This is a genomic window from Pseudomonas lundensis (genome assembly GCF_002269125.1).
In the GTDB taxonomy this organism is placed as follows: domain Bacteria; phylum Pseudomonadota; class Gammaproteobacteria; order Pseudomonadales; family Pseudomonadaceae; genus Aquipseudomonas; species Aquipseudomonas lundensis_A.
Genome location: NZ_NQKI01000005.1, coordinates 103,667 through 120,781, shown reverse-complemented (window position 1 = coordinate 120,781; position 17,115 = coordinate 103,667). Strand labels below are relative to the sequence as shown.

Here is a 17,115-nt window from a genome sequence, read left to right as displayed (position 1 = left end):
CGTCGCTGCCGCACTTGGCGGCAGCGACGACGAGTTTTAAAGCATCTTCACGCGACCCTGTTCAGGTCAGCTTCCCTTGTTTCCTTCAGGCACAGCACAGCAATCAGGCTGAGTAGCGCTGCCCCTGATACGTACCCGCCTACCCAGCTCAAACCACCCATGCTGACCAGCTTTTGGGCGAAGAACGGTGCCGCAGACGCGCCGACAATCCCGCCCAGGTTGTACGCGGCCGACGCGCCGGTATAGCGCACGCGGGTGGGGAACAGCTCCGGCAGCAGCGCCCCCATCGGCGCAAACGTAACGCCCATCAAGAACAGTTCAATACACAAAAACAGCGCCACGCCCCATGTGGTGCCGTGGGTGAGCAACGGCTCCATCAAAAAACCCGACAGCAATGCCAGTACGCCACCGACGATGAGCACCGGTTTACGTCCCCAGCGGTCGCTGGCCCAGGCCGCGAGCGGCGTTGCCGCTGCCATGAACAGCACGGCAAAGCACAGCAGGCCAAGGAACGTTTCGCGGGTGTAGCCCAAGGTCGACACCCCGTAACTCAGGGAAAACACTGTCGAGATATAGAACAGCGCGTAACACACCACCATTGAAGCCGCGCCCAGCAGCATCGGCGCCCAGTATTGGCTGAACAGCTCGATGATCGGCATTTTTACCCGTTCGTGTTGCGCCACGGCTTTGGCAAATACCGGCGTTTCTTCAAGTTTGAGGCGCACATACAAACCTACCATCACCAGGGCTGCGCTCAGCAGGAATGGAATTCGCCAGCCCCAGGCGCGGAACTGCTCATCGCTGAGGGTCATGGCCAACGTCAAAAACAAGCCATTGGCCGCCAGAAAACCAATCGAGGGGCCTAGCTGCGGGAACATGCCGAACCAGGCACGTTTGCCTTTTGGCGCGTTTTCAGTGGCCAGCAGCGCTGCTCCGCCCCATTCCCCACCTAGACCAAGGCCTTGGCCAAAACGTAGCACGCACAACAGGATGGGGGCCCAGGCACCGATCGTGGCATAGCCCGGCAGCACGCCAATCAGCGTGGTGCACACGCCCATCAGCAGCAGCGAGGCCACCAGCGTGGACTTGCGACCGATGCGGTCGCCGTAATGGCCAAACAGAAATGAGCCCAGCGGGCGTGCGAGAAAAGCGATGCCGAAGGTCAGAAAAGCCGACAACATTTGCGCGGTGCCGGATGTCTGCGGAAAGAACACCGGCCCGATGACCAGCGCGGCGGCCGTCGCGTAGACATAAAAGTCGTAGAATTCGATGGCCGTTCCGATAAAGCTGGCGGTGGCCACACGGGTGGCTGAATTGGCCGGTTTCTCGGACGCAGCTTCGCTGTAAGTGGTGCTGGTGGTCATGTGCATATCCCTGACAGTTATGTGCTCATGGCTGGCCTGCGCGGGGAGCGAGGCGAGGCTGAGCGATTGTTATGGTCGTTGGCCCCGAGGGATAACAGGGTGCAAGCGCCGTTCGGGATGGGAACGCACGCAGGTACTGCGAACAACAACCCGCCGGGGACGCGGCGCGCGGGTAGCACGCCTGTTGGCGGGGCTTGGGTAAGCGTGGATGATTATAGGGAGCCGTGCCGGAATCGAACAAGGCCCTGCGCGGCGATCAGGCCGCGGGCTTGACGCTGTTGTGCCAGATCAATACGCGGCTGACACGGTTGTCTTCGGTTTCGAGGATTTCCAGTCGATAGCGGCCGATCTTCAGGCATACCGTGGTTTCCGGGATGGTTTCCAGGGCTTCGGTGACCAGCCCGTTCAGGGTTTTCGGTCCGTCGCACGGCAGCTGCCAGCCCAGGCTTTTATTCAGCTCGCGAATGGATGCCGCGCCGTCTACCACGTAGCGGCCATTGGGCAGCGGCTCGATATGCGGGTTGTCGACGTTTTGCTCGTTTTCGAACTCGCCTACGATCTCTTCGAGGATGTCTTCAAGGGTCACAATCCCGAGTACTTCGCCGTATTCATCCACCACGATGCCGATCCGACGCTGCTGTTTGTGAAAGTTCAGCAGTTGCAAATGCAGCGGGGTGCTTTCAGGGATGAAGTAGGGTTCGTGGCAAACGGCCAGAATCGCCTCTTTGGTCAGGCTGGCGTCCGGCAGCATGTGCTGGATATGGCGCGTGTTGAGGATCGCTTCAACTTGGTTAATGTCGTTATGAAACACCGGCAGGCGCGTGCGTTTGGTTTGGCGTAACTGCTCGATCAGGTCCTCTATCGGGTCGTCGAGGTTAAGGCCTTCGACCTCGCTCCGCGGGATCAGGATGTCATTGACCGTGATGTTATCCAGCGCGTGAATGCCGGCCAGTAAGGGCGGACGATTGTTGGGTTCATCGTCTTCCTGGGGCAGGGCACTGTGAAGCGAGTGGGGCTCGGCACGCTGAACCACGGATCGCGACTTGCGCGACAGCAGACCAATAAAAAATCCCAGCCCTGCAAACACCAGAGCCAATAAGGCCAGCAGCGGCCCGGGGGGCAAGCTATCCATAATCATCGCCCGTCAAATATGCAGAATGTATTCGCGAACCAGCTTGCTGCCAAAGTAGGCCAGCATCAGCAGGCAGAACCCGGCAAACGTCCAGCGGATGGCTTTGTGGCCTCGCCACCCGAGGTGATGGCGACCCCACAACAGCACGCTGAACACGATCCAGGCCAGGCACGCCAGCAGTGTTTTATGCACCAGATGTTGAGCAAACAGGTTGCCCAGGAACAGCCAGCCCGAGATCAGCGACAGCGACAGCAGCGTCCAGCCTGCCCACAAGAAACCAAACAGCAGGCTTTCCATGGTTTGCAGGGGCGGGAAGTTTTTGATCAGGCCCTTGGGGTGCTTGTGTTTGAGCTGGTGGTTCTGCAGTGACAGTAGCAGCGCCTGAAACACCGCAATGGTGAACATGCCGTAAGCCAAAATCGACAGCAGGATATGGGCCAGGATACCGGGCTCTTCATTAATGACTTGTACCGTGCCGGGCGGGGCGAATTCGGACAGCAGCACTGTCAGGGCCCCCAGCGGGTATAGAAGCAGTAGTAGATTCTCGACCGGGATGCGGGCGCAGGCGACCAGCGTTACTGCTATCACGGCGACCGCAATCAGGCTGGCGGCGCTGAAAAAATCCAGCTCCAGACCGGCAGGGGTCATCAAATGGGTAAAAAGGCTCGCGGCGTGAGTGATGACGGCAAGAATGCCGAGCGTCACCAACAGGCGTTTGTTTGCCTTTGCGCCATGGCGCAAGCAATTGCCTTGATAGAAAGTCGCAGCGGCGTAAAGACACGCGGCGGCGAGGCTGGGGAGCAAACTCGGTGACAAGGGGAGCATAAATCCTGTTAGGCAAGCCCGAAAGGGCTGAGTTTGGCATACAACCGCCTGAACACGAAAGCCACATAAGCTGACGGTAAGGTGTCCGCCGCGATCAGTCTTCGCTATAATCCGCGACCTGCCCACGCCGCAGGCTCGCCGAGCATCAGTTTTACACGGGCTGGGCCGCAATAACCCCGGTCTACTTTGGGCCTGAAAGGATCGCGCATGTTTGAAAATTTAACCGACCGTCTCTCGCAGACGCTGCGCCATGTCACCGGCAAGGCCAAGCTGACCGAGGACAATATCAAAGACACCCTGCGCGAAGTGCGCATGGCGTTGCTGGAAGCCGACGTGGCTTTGCCAGTGGTCAAAGACTTCGTCAACGCGGTCAAAGAGCGCGCTGTCGGCACTGAAGTGTCGCGCAGCCTGACGCCGGGCCAGGCGTTTGTGAAGATCGTCCAGGCTGAACTTGAAAGCCTGATGGGTGCGGCGAACGAGGACCTGATCCTCAACGTCACGCCGCCTGCCGTGATTTTGATGGCCGGTTTGCAGGGCGCGGGTAAAACCACCACCGCCGGCAAGCTGGCGCGCTTCCTTAAAGAGCGCAAAAAGAAAACCGTCATGGTCGTGTCCGCCGACGTGTATCGTCCGGCGGCGATCAAGCAGCTGGAAACCCTGGCGGGTGAAGTGGGCGTGACTTTCTTCCCGTCCGACATCAGCCAGAAGCCGGTGGCCATTGCGCAAGCAGCTATAAATGAAGCGCGGCTCAAGTTCATTGATGTCGTGATCGTCGATACCGCCGGTCGCCTGCACATCGACGCCGACATGATGGCTGAGATTCAGGAGTTGCACGCGGCGGTCAAGCCAGCTGAAACCCTGTTTGTGGTAGATGCCATGACCGGCCAGGACGCCGCCAACACGGCCAAGGCCTTTGGTGATGCGCTGCCGCTGACCGGTGTGATCCTGACCAAGGTCGATGGTGACGCCCGTGGCGGTGCGGCGCTGTCGGTGCGCGCCATCACGGGCAAGCCGATCAAGTTCCTCGGCATGGGCGAGAAGAGCGATGCGCTCGACCCGTTCCATCCGGATCGTATTGCGTCACGTATTTTGGGCATGGGCGATGTGCTCAGCCTTATCGAGCAAGCCGAACAGACCCTCGATAAAGAAAAAGCCGACAAGCTGGCTAAAAAGCTCAAGAAAGGCAAAGGCTTCGACCTCGAAGATTTTCGCGATCAACTGCAACAGATGAAAAACATGGGCGGCCTTGGCGGCCTCATGGACAAGCTGCCGAACATGGGTGGCGTGAATCTGGCGCAAATGGGCAATGCCCAGGGCGCAGCAGAAAAGCAATTCAAGCAAATGGAAGCCATCATCAACTCCATGACCCCGGCCGAGCGTCGTGACCCTGACCTGATCAGCGGTTCGCGCAAACGTCGTATTGCCATGGGTTCCGGCACGCAAGTGCAGGACATCGGGCGCTTGATCAAGCAGCACAAGCAGATGCAAAAGATGATGAAGAAATTTTCTACCAAAGGCGGCATGGCCAAAATGATGCGCGGCATGGGCTCGATGATGCCCGGCGGCGGCATGCCGAAAATGTAATTCACCTGTGCAAGCGCTTGCGCTTGCACAGCTCGCAGTCCTGCGAGATCTCCAGCAAACCCGCACTGTGCGGGAGCTGACTTGCCGCCATTCGTGGCGGCCTTATAGCAGATCTGGATGTAACGCCACGTAGGCGCCAGAAAAAGACATTTGCAAAAGTCCGGATATTCCTTAGAATATGCGGCCTTTCGGGCACCTATGCCCGCTGTGCATTTAGATTTGCAGCACCGACTACAGGAAAGATCTACACATGCTAACAATCCGTCTTGCCCTTGGCGGCTCCAAAAAGCGCCCGTTTTACCACTTGACCGTTACCGACAGCCGTAACCCACGTGACGGTTCCCACAAGGAACAAATTGGCTTCTTCAACCCGGTTGCTCGTGGTCAAGAAGTTCGTTTCTCCGTTAAAGAAGACCGCCTCGCCTACTGGCTGAGCGTTGGTGCCCAACTGTCTGAGCGTGTTGCTCAGCTGGTTAAAGAAAACGCTAAGGCTGCGGCCTGAGCAATATGAGCGTGACGCCTGAAACTGCTGATGATTTGATCGTTATCGGCAAAATCTACTCAATTCACGGCGTGCGCGGCGAAGTGAAGGTTTATTCCTTTACGGATCCAATTGATAACCTGTTGGACTACAAAAAGCTGACGCTTCGGCGTGGCAATGATGTACGACAGGCAGAGCTGGTCAGTGGCCGTTCTCATAACGGCAAGTTTCTGGTCGTGAAGCTCAAGGGTCTTGATGATCGTGATGAAGCAGGTCTTCTTCGCGAATTTGAGATCTGCGTGCCGCGCAACCTGTTTCCTGAGCTGACCGAAGGCGAGTACTACTGGTACCAGCTGCAGGGTCTTAAAGTGACCAACCTCGAAGGGCAATTGCTCGGCAAGGTTGTTGATCTGATGGAAACTGGCTCGAACGATGTCATGGAAGTCAAACCTTGCCCAGGTAGCCTGGACGATCGTGATCGCTTGTTGCCCTATACAGAGCAATGCGTGTTGAGCATCGACCTGGAAGCGGGCGAGATGAAGGTGGATTGGGATGCGGACTTCTAAGCGTGGCTAAATTGCGCGTAGAAGTGATCAGTTTGTTTCCCGAAATGTTTTCCGCCATCAGCGACTACGGCATCACCAGTCGCGCGGTGAAACAAGGGCTCTTGCAGCTCACCTGTTGGAATCCGCGAGACTACACAACGGACCGGCATCACACTGTGGACGATCGCCCATTTGGCGGTGGTCCGGGCATGGTGATGAAGATCAAGCCTCTGGAAGATGCGCTGGTTCAGGCCAGAAACGCAGCCGGAGAGGCGGCGAAGGTAATTTATCTGTCGCCCCAAGGCCGTCAACTGAATCAGTCGGCGGTACGCGAACTGGCGAATGAGGAAGCATTAATCCTCATTGCAGGTCGTTATGAAGGCATTGACGAGCGTTTTATAGACGCTTATGTCGATGAAGAGTGGTCGATTGGCGACTATGTATTGTCTGGCGGCGAGCTGCCGGCAATGGTTCTGATTGATGCGGTTACACGACTGCTGCCTGGAGCTTTAGGGCATGCGGACTCCGCCGAGGAAGATTCCTTTACGGATGGTCTGCTTGATTGCCCGCACTACACCCGACCGGAGGTGTATGCGGATCAGCGTGTTCCCGACGTATTGCTTAGTGGCAATCATGCACACATCCGGCGTTGGCGTTTGCAGCAGTCCCTTGGGCGGACCTACGAACGACGCGCCGATCTTCTGGAAAGCCGCTCGCTTTCTGGAGAAGAGAAGAAGCTGCTCGAGGAATACATCCTCGCGCGGGACGATAGTTAACAACGTATCGATGGTAGATCCGACGATCTACCTTAGGAGCACAGCATGACTAACAAAATCATCCTTGCACTCGAAGCAGAGCAGATGACTAAAGAGATCCCTCCTTTTGCCCCGGGCGACACCATCGTCGTTCAGGTGAAAGTGAAGGAAGGCGATCGTTCGCGTCTGCAAGCTTTCGAAGGTGTAGTGATTGCCAAGCGTAACCGTGGCGTGAACAGTGCTTTCACTGTTCGTAAAATCTCCAACGGTGTTGGCGTAGAGCGTACTTTCCAGACCTACAGCCCGCAAATCGACAGCATGGCTGTGAAGCGTCGCGGTGACGTTCGTAAAGCCAAGCTGTACTACCTGCGTGACCTGTCCGGTAAAGCAGCTCGCATCAAGGAAAAACTGGCTTAAGTCCAGCTTCCTGATGCAGAAAAAAGCAGCCTTCGGGCTGCTTTTTTGTTGCCTGAAATTTGTCAGACCTTTGTCCAGTTGTAGGTAGTAAAAAGCATGACTCCGCGTGAGCAAGAGATTCAACGTCGTACAGAACTGTCAGTCACCCGCATCACAAAAGCCGTATTCCCTTCGACCACCAATCACCACAACACGCTGTTTGGCGGCACTGCACTGGCCTGGATGGATGAGGTGTCGTTCATTGCCGCGACCCGTTTCTGTCGCCTGCCACTGGTGACGGTGTCCACTGACCCCATCAATTTCAATCACCCGATCGCAGCGGGCTCAATCGTTGAGTTGGTGGGGCGCGTGGTGAAAGTGGGCAACACCAGCCTTAAAGTAGAGGTGCAGGTGTACGTTGAGAGTATGAGCAGCGACGGGCGTGAACTCGCGATCCAGGGCTTGTTCAGCTTTGTGGCCATCGACGACGACAAGCGCCCTGTGCCCGTGCTGCCGGGCTTTGCCCAGTAATAACTGGCGCCCGTTACGCGGGCCTGATCAATGCCAGTAATGTCCAGCCAGCCTCGGGGATCACGTCGCTTTGCGGCGTGATCACGTGTATCCAGCCTGATGTGTCCCGGGCAAACAGTAGGTTTGCACGTTCCCCGTGCAGCGCCTGATAGTCTTCCCAGGTGAACGCGTCTGTGAGGTGTGTGCTGTACATCTGCGCGCCCTGATTGAGTTCACTCAGCAATTGACTGTACGTCAGCGCATGATCCCCGAGCGCCCGCCCCCGGTGTTGATGGCTGGCCCGGTGTTTATCCGAGCGACGGCTCTCCTGGCTGTTGGCCAGTGCAAACAGGCGATGCGGCCCGAACTCATGACGAAAACGCATGGCGGCCAGCGCATTGAGTTCGCCGGAAGGGGACAGCCCGAGCAGGTGCCCTAACCCGACCAGATCCAGGTGCGATTCGGCATGCTCTGACGCCGGGTTACCGAAGTAAGTCGGCAGGTTTTCCATGCGGGCCGCGCGAATGTTCTCCCAACTCGAATCCGTCAGCAGCACCCGACTGCCCAATTGCTGCAAGGCTTTGCCTATCACGCGGGCCGGGCCGTTGGCGCCGACAATCAAAAAACCGCTGGGAGGTGGCTCGGCCACCTTGAGCAAGCGTGCGAGCGGTCGGGCTGTAGCGCTTTGCACGATGACAGTGCCGATGATGACTGCGAAGGTCAGAGGCACCAGTAACAGTGCCCCTTGGTGACCGGCTTCGTCCAGGCGGATGGCAAAAATGGCCGATACCGCAGCGGCCACAATGCCACGCGGTGCAATCCAGGCGAGGAGGGTGCGCTCACGCCAGTTCAGTTTTGAGCCACATGTCGAGAGCAGCACATTCAGCGGGCGTGCAATAAATTGAATGACCAGCAGCAAGACCAGCACTGCCGGGCCCAAGCCAATCATGGCGTGCAGGTCAAGGCGCGCGGCGAGCAGAATGAACAGGCCTGAGATCAGGAAAACGCTGAGGTTTTCCTTGAAGTGCAGAATGTTGCGCACATCCACACCTTTCATATTGGCCATCCACATGCCCATCAGCGTGACGGCCAGCAGACCGGACTCATGCATGACCTGATTGGAGGCAATGAACACGGCCAGCACGGTCGCCAATGTGGCAAGGCTTTGCAAGTATTCGGGCAGCCATTGCTTGCGTAACACGTGCCCTGATACCCAGCCGCCCACGATCCCGAACAGGCTGCCGCACACAATCACGCCGCCAAATGTCAGCAAGCTGTGGCTCAAGCCATCGCCCGAAGCGCGGGCAATGATGAAGCTATAGACCACCACGGCGAGCAAGGCACCAATCGGGTCAATGACAATCCCTTCCCAGCGCAAAATATTGGCAATCGACGCCTTGGGCCGCACCACGCGCAGCATCGGTACGATGACCGTCGGCCCGGTGACCAGCGTCAGGGTGCCGAACAACAATGCCAGTAGCCAGTCAAAACCCAGTAGCCAATGAGTGGCCACGGTAATGACGGCCCAGGTCGACAGTGCTCCCAAGGTGACGAGACGACGGACAACCGTGCCAATTTCACGCCATTCGGACAGGTGCAGCGTCAGGCTTCCCTCAAACAGGATCAAGGCCACCGACAACGACACCAGCGGCATCAGCAGCGGGCCAAACAGTGTTTGCGGGTCTAGCCAACCCAGTACCGGTCCAAGCACGATGCCTGTTAGCAACAAGAACAGGATGGCCGGCAGTTTCAGGCGCCAGGCCAGCCATTGGCAGCCCAGCGCAGCGATTCCGATGCCCCCAAACGCCAGAAGGATCTGTTGTTCATTCATAAAGCGTCCCTTGGGGGTGTGTGATAGATGCTTTCTGTTTATGCGGCGAGCCGGCTATGAAAGACTAGTGGCCACTTTCACTGTTCACTATTTATTTATGCGCGGCTCGATGCCTGCGCGTTTCGAGCGCCAATGCCAGCTATAGATGACCCGCTTATTGACCGTTTTCTGGATGCCTTGTGGCTGGAAAAAGGCCTGTCTGACAACACCCGTGACGCGTACCGCAGTGATTTGGCGCTCTTCAATGGCTGGTTACAGGAGCGCGGGATCGGATTGCCCAACGCTGGGCGCGAGTTGCTACTCGACCATCTGGCCTGGCGCCTCGATCAACACTACAAACCGCGTTCTACGGCGCGGTTTCTGTCAGGAGCGCGTGGGTTCTATCGTTACTTGCTGCGCGAAAGAGTGATTGCGGTGGACCCGACGCTGCAAGTCGATATGCCTCAACTGGGTCGACCCTTGCCCAAATCCTTGTCCGAGGCCGATGTCGAAGCGTTGCTGGCCGCCCCTGACCTGAGCGAAGCCATCGGCCAGCGCGATCGCGCCATGTTGGAGGTCTTGTATGCCTGCGGGTTGCGGGTCACCGAGTTGATCAGCCTGACGCTGGAGCAGGTCAACTTGCGCCAGGGTGTGCTGAGGGTCATGGGCAAGGGCAGTAAAGAGCGGCTGGTGCCCATGGGAGAAGAGGCGATTGTGTGGGTTGAACGCTACCTGCGTGACGCCCGGCATGAACTCTTGAGCGGCCGTCCCAGTGATGTGCTGTTCCCCAGTCAGCGCGGGGAGCAAATGACCCGCCAGACCTTTTGGCACCGCATCAAGCACCAGGCCAAAGTAGCCGGTATCGACAAATCACTGTCGCCGCATACGCTGCGCCACGCCTTCGCAACCCATTTGCTCAATCACGGGGCGGACTTGCGGGTGGTGCAAATGCTGCTTGGGCACAGCGACCTCTCGACCACCCAGATCTACACCCATGTGGCCCGCGCCCGCTTGCAAGACTTGCACGCCAAACACCATCCGCGTGGATGAAGTACCGTCTCAGGCCTTGCATCAGCCACAGTCGGCCTTGCGGGCCAACTGTGGTAGGCTTTGCCGGTTTAGAAAACGAGCCGCTACACCCCTTTTTACCCCGGGGTATTCACATTCGGCCGTTTTGTCCGCCTTCAGGAGTTCTCATGCGCGTGACCCAGATCTTTGCCGCCGCAGCCATTGCGTTGGTCAGTACCTTTTCGTTTGCCGATACCGGCGCCGAGCAAGCCATTCGTAAAAGCCTTGAAACGCTGCAACTGGACGTTCCGGTCGAAAGCATCAGTGCCAGCCCGATGGCGGGCCTGTACGAAGTCAAGCTCAAAGGCAGCCGTGTGCTGTATGCCAGCGCTGACGGCCAGTTCATCGTGCAGGGCTACATGTTTCAGCTCAAAGACGGCAAGCCGGTCAACCTGACCGAAAAGGCCGAGCGCGTCAGCGTCGCCAAGCTGATCAACGGGATTCCTGCAGCAGAAACCGTTGTGTACCCGGCGGTAGGCGAAACCAAATCGCACATCACGGTGTTTACCGACACCACCTGCCCGTACTGCCACAAGCTGCACGAAGAAGTGCCTGAGCTGAACAAAATGGGCATTGAAGTGCGCTATGTAGCGTTCCCGCGTCAGGGTTTGGGCTCGGCCGGTGATCAACAGTTGCAAGCGGTCTGGTGCTCAAAGGACAAGAAAAGCGCCATGGACAAAATGACCAATGGCAAAACGGTTGATGCGCCCAAGTGCGCCAACCCCGTGTCCAAGCAGTTCGCACTGGGTCAGTCCATTGGCGTGAACGGTACACCGGCAATCGTTTTGGCCGATGGCCAGGTCATTCCGGGGTATCAGCCGGCTGCACAGGTTGGCAAGCTGGCACTCAGTGTTAAATAATCCTGCCTCGTCACAGTAAGCCTTTGACGAGCATGGGCGGGTCGTTCAATGACCCGTCCATTAATAGAGAACCGTGGCAGACCACGGTTGTTTTCCACGGCCGACCCAGCGTCGGCCGTTTTATGGGGAGTTCAGCGTGAATCCGGTCAAAGTAGGCATCTGTGGACTAGGGACCGTCGGTGGCGGCACCTTCAACGTACTTAAGCGTAACGCCGAGGAGATTGCCCGCCGTGCCGGGCGTGGCATCCAGGTTGCGCAAATTGCGATGCGTACGCCAAACACTCAGTGCGACATTACCGGTACCCCCATTACCAACGATGTATTCGCTGTTGCAACCAACCCTGAAATCGACATCGTGATCGAGTTGATCGGCGGTTACACCGTTGCCCGCGAGCTGGTGCTCAAAGCCATTGAAAACGGCAAGCATGTGGTCACGGCCAACAAGGCGCTGATTGCCGTTCATGGCAACGAAATTTTCGCCAAAGCCCAGGAGAAGGGCGTGATTGTTGCGTTCGAAGCGGCGGTCGCGGGCGGCATTCCGGTCATCAAGGCAATCCGCGAAGGCTTGTCTGCAAACCGCATCAACTGGGTGGCTGGCATCATTAATGGCACGGGCAACTTCATCCTCACCGAGATGCGCGAGAAAGGCCGGACCTTCGAAGACGTTCTGGCAGAAGCGCAAGCGCTGGGTTATGCCGAAGCCGATCCGACCTTCGACGTTGAAGGCATTGACGCTGCCCATAAGCTGACAATTCTGGCGTCTATCGCGTTCGGTATTCCGCTGCAATTCGACAAAGCCTACACCGAGGGCATCACCAAGCTGACAACCGCTGACGTGAACTACGCCGAAGCATTGGGCTACCGCATCAAGCACCTAGGCGTTGCCCGCAGCACGGCCAGCGGCATTGAGCTGCGGGTTCACCCAACTCTGATCCCGGCCGACCGCCTGATTGCCAATGTCAACGGCGTAATGAACGCCGTGATGGTCAACGGTGACGCCGCAGGTTCGACCTTGTTCTACGGTGCTGGCGCCGGCATGGAGCCAACCGCTTCCTCGGTCGTGGCAGATCTGGTCGACGTGGTACGTGCCATGACCTCCGACCCCGAGAACCGTGTGCCGCACCTGGCCTTTCAGCCAGACTTGCTGTCTGATCATCCGATTCTGCCGATCGAAGCCTGCGAAAGCGCGTACTACTTGCGCATTCAGGCCAAGGACCATCCCGGCGTTCTGGCGCAAGTGGCCAGCATCCTGTCCGAGCGCGGCATCAACATCGAATCGATCATGCAGAAAGAAGTCGAAGAGCATGACGGCCTGGTGCCCATGATTCTGTTGACCCATCGCGTGCTTGAGCAGCACATGAACGACGCCATCACCGCGCTGGAAGCGTTGCAAGGCGTAGTCGGTTCAGTGGTCCGCATCCGCGTGGAACATCTAAATTAATGACCAGCGGCAGGCTGTAGGCGCTTGCCCCCGCTAACGCGCCATCCGGCGTTGACGGGGGCCATGACGCCACGGCTTGCCGCTCACCTTGAAGGTTCGCCCTAATGCGCTATATCAGTACCCGCGGCCAGGCACCGGCCCTGAATTTTGAAGATGTCCTGCTGGCCGGTCTGGCCAGTGATGGCGGCCTGTACGTGCCGGAAAACCTGCCACGCTTTACCCAGGAAGAAATCGCCTCGTGGGCCGGCCTGCCTTACCACGAGCTGGCATTTCGCGTGATGCGTCCGTTTGTGACAGGCAGCATCCCGGATGCCGATTTCAAAAAGATTCTCGAAGAAACCTACGGCGTGTTCTCCCACGCGGCCGTCGCGCCTTTGCGTCAGCTCAATGGCAATGAATGGGTGCTGGAGCTGTTCCACGGCCCGACGCTGGCATTCAAGGATTTCGCCCTGCAACTGCTGGGTCGCTTGCTCGACTACGTGCTCGAAAAGCGCGGTGAGCGGGTGGTGATTGTCGGCGCCACCTCCGGTGACACCGGTTCGGCGGCGATTGAAGGCTGCAAGCACTGCGAAAACGTGGACATTTTTATTCTGCACCCCAATAACCGGGTGTCTGAAGTGCAGCGTCGCCAGATGACCACGCTGTTTGGTGACAACATCCATAACCTGGCCATCGAAGGCAACTTCGACGACTGCCAGGAAATGGTCAAGGCCAGCTTCGCGGACCAGGGTTTCCTGAAGGGCACGCGTCTGGTTGCCGTGAATTCGATCAACTGGGCGCGGATCATGGCCCAGATCGTTTACTACTTCCACGCGGCCTTGCAACTGGGCGGGCCACACCGTTCCGTGTCGTTCTCGGTGCCCACGGGCAACTTCGGCGACATCTTCGCCGGTTACCTGGCGCGCAACATGGGGCTGCCGATCAATCAGTTGATTGTTGCCACCAACCGCAATGACATCCTGCACCGCTTCATGAGCGGCAACCAGTACGCCAAAGAAACCCTGCACGCGACCCTGTCGCCGTCGATGGACATCATGGTGTCCTCGAACTTCGAACGCTTGTTGTTCGACCTGCACGGGCGTAACGGTGCGCTGGTTGCCGAGCTGATGGACACGTTCAAGCAAACCGGCCACTTCAGCGTTGAAGACGATCGCTGGACCGAAGCCCGCCGCCTGTTTGATTCGTTGGCCGTTGATGACACCCAGACCTGTGAAACGATCGCCCAGGTGTTCGCAGAAACCGGCGAAGTGCTGGACCCGCACACGGCCATTGGCGTGAAGGCAGCACGTGAATGCCGCCGCAGCCTGGACATCCCCATGGTGATTCTGGGCACGGCTCACCCGGTGAAGTTCCCTGAGGCGGTTGAGAAGGCAGGCGTAGGAAAGGCATTGCAACTCCCAGCGCATCTTTCTGATTTGTTTGCGCGAGAAGAGCGTTACACCGTTCTGGCAAACGATCTCAAAGCCGTTCAAGCCTTTGTCAGCCAGCATGGCAACCGGGGTAAAGCCTTGTAAAAGGTCTTGTCCTACATACATTGAAGCCCGTCGCCTGACGGGCTTTTTTGTTTCTGCGTGGCAAACTTGCGCCGTTCTCGCCCTCCAAGGCTGGCGAGTTGTCGGTCAAGGAAGCTGCCATGTCACGTACTCTTCAGGCATTTGAATCATGGATCTACGCCGTGCTGGTTATCGGGTTGCTGAGTTTTATGCAGACGGTCGATGCCGCACACGGATTACCCTTCAAGCTGCCCCCAAGCTTTGCCAGTTTCAAGCCGTTGCGTCTGGACAGCGAAGAAAAGCGTTGGCTGCAAGAGCACGGGAAGCTTCGCGTGGGGATCACGATCGATGATTACGAACCCATCGATATAACCAACGACCGAAATCGTTATCAAGGTATCAGCGCCGATTATCTGAGCATTATTCGGGACAAGTTAGGGGCTGAGGTCGAGGTGCTTGGCTACCGCAAGCGCGATCAGGCTGTCGCCGAACTGCTGGCGGGCAAGATTGATGTATTGACCAGCGCCAGTGGGTTTGAGCGAGGGATCGAGGGCATCGAGTTCTCGCAGCATTACATGGTTGATCAGCCAGTCATTGTCGGGCGTGATTCGGAATCTGAATCCATCGTTGAATGGGCCGGCAAAAAGATCGGCTTCGTGGACGGTTACATCGATATTCAAGCCGCCCACGCGTTCTATCCAGACAGCGAAATCATCATCACGCCCAATATGCACAGTGCCATGGAGGCACTGATAGAAGGGGATATCGATGCTTTCATCGGTAATGAAATCATTGTTCAGGCCTTCAAGAGCATCCGCCCTTTTTCAAGATTGCGCATCATCGATGACAGCGCCATACCGGTCTCGGGGTTCGCCTTTGCTACCCGTCTTGCAGACCGTCAATTAACGTACCTGATCAATCAGGTACTCGACAGCGTGGATGACACCCTCTCGGAGCTTATCCTTTCACGCTGGACCCACGGGTTAGAGGGAAGCATTGCCCAGCAACATATAGATTTGCTCCCCAATGAGCGTGAATGGATCAAGGCCAACCCGGTGGTCACGGTGGTAAGCCAGCAATTTCCGCTTTACACCTTCAAGAACGCCGTGGGTGAGTGGGAAGGCTTGAGCATTGATATCCTCGCGCGCATTTCACGCATGACCGGTCTGCAATTCGTTCATGAAGAGTCGTTTTCGACCGCTCAAACGTTGAGCCTGCTCAAGAGCGGTCAAGGGCAGATGAATGCCACGTTATCGATCAGTCCGGAGCGCAAGGCGTTTCTCAACTTCACGTACTCCTACGGCGGGGCGCCGTGGGTGTTTATCGTTCGCACCCATGATTCCCGGCTGGGCTCGCTGGAACAGCTGTCCGGCAAAGTTTTGGCACTGCCCGCCAGGCATGCCCTTGAAGCCATGATCAGGCGCGAGCATCCGGAGGTTGAAATACGCACGGTTGCCAGTTTCGATCAGGCCAGGAGCCTGGTGGAAAAAGGCGAGGCAGATGCAACGATTCAAAGCGAGACACAGGCGTACCTCTATCCGCCGGGCCGCCTCAAGGTGGGCCGCACCGTTGATGGTCGCTGGTCGGCTGATACGTTTTCAGTGCATGTAAAGCACCCCGAGCTCTTGAGCATTGTGAACAAGGCGCTGGAAGCCATGACCATGACGGAAATCCGGACGTTGAGAAGCAAGTGGCTGGGCGGGGTGGGTAAAGCGCCGTTCGTCGAGGGCTCTTTTTATCACTCACCCTGGTTGTATGTGCCAGTGACCGCTTTGCTGGTGGCAGGCCTGGTGCTGTTTTTATGCAATAGGCGCCTGCATAAACAAATTAGGCTCGGGCAAGCGCGCGAAGCACAGTTACGAGAAGGCATCCATTTCCAGCGCCGCTACCTGGACGGTATACCCAGCCCCATTTTTGTCGTCGGCGTAAAAGGTGAGCTGGTCACCTGCAACCGCAGTTATGAAGAGCGTTTGTCCGTCAAGCTGGAGCGGATTCAAGGGTTAACCAGTCTTGAAGTTAATCTTTATCCGCCGCCGTTGGCTGAGCAGTTACATCAAGAGTTATTGAGCGTTATTCGAAGCCGAAAGCCCTTTTATAAAAAACGCGTACTGGTATTCAAGGCCTGCAGTACTGAGATTTATCAGTGGACTGTTCCCTTTTATTCTTCCACCGGGCAGTTGGAAGGGCTGGTGGGGGGGTGGTTTGATGGGGCGGAATTCAGAAAGTGGGATCTACCTTGAGGCAATTGTCTACGGGCCCGAAGATGTAGTGCTGCGTAGGGTTTTCTTACCGAAATTCAAGATTTGTCTTATGTTTTGTTCAGTTCGAGCCTTCTACAGTGCGCTCCATTCGAGAAATCGTTCCGCTGCTGTAAAGGCTGATGATGCAAAATCTGAAAGTACTGATCCTTGAAGACAATCCGTTTCAGTTGATGGCCATCCATCAAATGTTGAACGCATGCCGCATCTTTGATGTGCTCACGGCTTCAAGCCTGGAAGCAGCACGTCATTCCCTCGCTGTGCGCGGTGCTATCGATATCGCCATTTGCGACCTTTACCTGGACAACCTCTCCGGGCTTGAGTTGATCCGTGAACTGGCGGAGCACCGAAATGCTTCGGCACTGATCATTCAATCCAGTGCTGCGCCGCAGGTGGTTGAAACGGCCGCGCATCTGGCACGCAGTCAAGGCCTTAAGGTGCTAGGTTGCCTGGCCAAACCCGTCACATTGAGTCGCTTGAACCAGTTGTTGCAGGCTTATCAGGTTCCGTGTTTCAACGCTTTGGCCCACTGAGCAAATATGATTGCTGCACCAGGGAACCTTTTTTCCTACTGGCTTGTCAGATTTTTCATC

Annotated in this window: 15 protein-coding genes and 1 pseudogene; 12 read left to right on the top strand and 4 right to left on the bottom strand. The window is 57.2% G+C overall.

Features of this window, described 5'->3' with window-relative positions; all coding sequences use genetic code 11:
* Positions 1-47: 47 nt before the first annotated feature.
* From CJF39_RS05285 to CJF39_RS05275, 3 genes and pseudogenes are all read right to left on the bottom strand, one after another.
* On the bottom strand, positions 48-1,364 hold the full coding sequence (locus CJF39_RS05285; RefSeq protein WP_094992481.1) for an MFS transporter: 1,317 nt from the start codon (positions 1,362-1,364) through the stop codon (positions 48-50).
* Positions 1,365-1,620: 256 nt separating this feature from the next.
* Positions 1,621-2,415 (bottom strand): annotated as a pseudogene (locus tag CJF39_RS05280) (transporter associated domain-containing protein); the annotation flags it as partial.
* A 93-nt stretch (positions 2,416-2,508) separates the two neighbouring features.
* Positions 2,509-3,321: a cytochrome C assembly family protein gene (locus tag CJF39_RS05275; protein WP_094992480.1), complete on the bottom strand. Its 813-nt coding sequence runs from the start codon at positions 3,319-3,321 to the stop codon at positions 2,509-2,511.
* Positions 3,322-3,528: 207 nt separating this feature from the next.
* Here CJF39_RS05275 and ffh point away from each other — a divergent pair, with 207 nt between their 5' ends.
* From ffh to CJF39_RS05245, 6 genes are all read left to right on the top strand, one after another.
* Positions 3,529-4,905, top strand: coding sequence for a signal recognition particle protein (ffh, locus tag CJF39_RS05270; RefSeq protein ID WP_094992479.1), 1,377 nt, complete (start codon positions 3,529-3,531; stop codon positions 4,903-4,905).
* A 250-nt stretch (positions 4,906-5,155) separates the two neighbouring features.
* Entirely contained in the window at positions 5,156-5,407 is a 252-nt protein-coding gene (gene rpsP, locus CJF39_RS05265; protein ID WP_019411651.1) for a 30S ribosomal protein S16, read from the top strand.
* A gap of 5 nt (positions 5,408-5,412) precedes the next feature.
* On the top strand, positions 5,413-5,952 hold the full coding sequence (gene rimM, locus CJF39_RS05260) for a ribosome maturation factor RimM (protein WP_094992478.1): 540 nt from the start codon (positions 5,413-5,415) through the stop codon (positions 5,950-5,952).
* Positions 5,953-5,954: 2 nt separating this feature from the next.
* On the top strand, positions 5,955-6,707 hold the full coding sequence (gene trmD, locus CJF39_RS05255) for a tRNA (guanosine(37)-N1)-methyltransferase TrmD (protein WP_094992477.1): 753 nt from the start codon (positions 5,955-5,957) through the stop codon (positions 6,705-6,707).
* A gap of 45 nt (positions 6,708-6,752) precedes the next feature.
* Entirely contained in the window at positions 6,753-7,103 is a 351-nt protein-coding gene (gene rplS / locus CJF39_RS05250) for a 50S ribosomal protein L19 (protein ID WP_003440273.1), read from the top strand.
* A 96-nt stretch (positions 7,104-7,199) separates the two neighbouring features.
* On the top strand, positions 7,200-7,613 hold the full coding sequence (locus CJF39_RS05245; protein ID WP_047277358.1) for an acyl-CoA thioesterase: 414 nt from the start codon (positions 7,200-7,202) through the stop codon (positions 7,611-7,613).
* Between the two features lie 13 nt (positions 7,614-7,626).
* Here the strand turns inward: CJF39_RS05245 and CJF39_RS05240 are convergent, their stop codons facing one another.
* Positions 7,627-9,423: a cation:proton antiporter gene (locus CJF39_RS05240; protein ID WP_094992476.1), complete on the bottom strand. Its 1,797-nt coding sequence runs from the start codon at positions 9,421-9,423 to the stop codon at positions 7,627-7,629.
* A gap of 132 nt (positions 9,424-9,555) precedes the next feature.
* Here CJF39_RS05240 and xerD point away from each other — a divergent pair, with 132 nt between their 5' ends.
* The 6 genes from xerD (at position 9,556) to CJF39_RS05210 (ending at position 17,055) form a co-directional block, all read left to right on the top strand.
* The gene (gene xerD, locus CJF39_RS05235) at positions 9,556-10,452 is read left to right on the top strand and encodes a site-specific tyrosine recombinase XerD (protein ID WP_094992475.1); all 897 of its coding nucleotides are present in this window, start codon (positions 9,556-9,558) and stop codon (positions 10,450-10,452) included.
* A gap of 146 nt (positions 10,453-10,598) precedes the next feature.
* Positions 10,599-11,330 (top strand): DsbC family protein, encoded by a 732-nt coding sequence (locus tag CJF39_RS05230; protein ID WP_094992474.1) that lies wholly within the window; start codon positions 10,599-10,601, stop codon positions 11,328-11,330.
* Positions 11,331-11,466: 136 nt separating this feature from the next.
* A complete protein-coding gene (locus tag CJF39_RS05225; protein WP_094992473.1) occupies positions 11,467-12,771 on the top strand; it encodes a homoserine dehydrogenase in 1,305 nt (434 codons plus the stop codon).
* Between the two features lie 104 nt (positions 12,772-12,875).
* The gene (gene thrC, locus CJF39_RS05220) at positions 12,876-14,285 is read left to right on the top strand and encodes a threonine synthase (protein ID WP_094992472.1); all 1,410 of its coding nucleotides are present in this window, start codon (positions 12,876-12,878) and stop codon (positions 14,283-14,285) included.
* Between the two features lie 119 nt (positions 14,286-14,404).
* Positions 14,405-16,504 (top strand): transporter substrate-binding domain-containing protein, encoded by a 2,100-nt coding sequence (locus tag CJF39_RS05215; RefSeq protein WP_094992471.1) that lies wholly within the window; start codon positions 14,405-14,407, stop codon positions 16,502-16,504.
* A gap of 143 nt (positions 16,505-16,647) precedes the next feature.
* A complete protein-coding gene (locus CJF39_RS05210; RefSeq protein WP_094992470.1) occupies positions 16,648-17,055 on the top strand; it encodes a response regulator in 408 nt (135 codons plus the stop codon).
* Positions 17,056-17,115: the final 60 nt, after the last annotated feature.

Bases quoted from the DNA above. Each gene is read 5' to 3' on its own strand.
- CJF39_RS05285 (WP_094992481.1), bottom strand. From the start codon at position 1,364: ATGACCACCAGCACCACTTACAGCGAAGCTGCGTCCGAGAAACCGGCC.
- CJF39_RS05275 (WP_094992480.1), bottom strand. From the start codon at position 3,321: ATGCTCCCCTTGTCACCGAGTTTGCTCCCCAGCCTCGCCGCCGCGTGT.
- ffh (WP_094992479.1), top strand. From the start codon at position 3,529: ATGTTTGAAAATTTAACCGACCGTCTCTCGCAGACGCTGCGCCATGTC.
- rpsP (WP_019411651.1), top strand. From the start codon at position 5,156: ATGCTAACAATCCGTCTTGCCCTTGGCGGCTCCAAAAAGCGCCCGTTT.
- rimM (WP_094992478.1), top strand. From the start codon at position 5,413: ATGAGCGTGACGCCTGAAACTGCTGATGATTTGATCGTTATCGGCAAA.
- rplS (WP_003440273.1), top strand. From the start codon at position 6,753: ATGACTAACAAAATCATCCTTGCACTCGAAGCAGAGCAGATGACTAAA.
- CJF39_RS05245 (WP_047277358.1), top strand. From the start codon at position 7,200: ATGACTCCGCGTGAGCAAGAGATTCAACGTCGTACAGAACTGTCAGTC.
- CJF39_RS05240 (WP_094992476.1), bottom strand. From the start codon at position 9,423: ATGAATGAACAACAGATCCTTCTGGCGTTTGGGGGCATCGGAATCGCT.
- xerD (WP_094992475.1), top strand. From the start codon at position 9,556: ATGCCAGCTATAGATGACCCGCTTATTGACCGTTTTCTGGATGCCTTG.
- CJF39_RS05230 (WP_094992474.1), top strand. From the start codon at position 10,599: ATGCGCGTGACCCAGATCTTTGCCGCCGCAGCCATTGCGTTGGTCAGT.
- thrC (WP_094992472.1), top strand. From the start codon at position 12,876: ATGCGCTATATCAGTACCCGCGGCCAGGCACCGGCCCTGAATTTTGAA.
- CJF39_RS05215 (WP_094992471.1), top strand. From the start codon at position 14,405: ATGTCACGTACTCTTCAGGCATTTGAATCATGGATCTACGCCGTGCTG.
- CJF39_RS05210 (WP_094992470.1), top strand. From the start codon at position 16,648: ATGCAAAATCTGAAAGTACTGATCCTTGAAGACAATCCGTTTCAGTTG.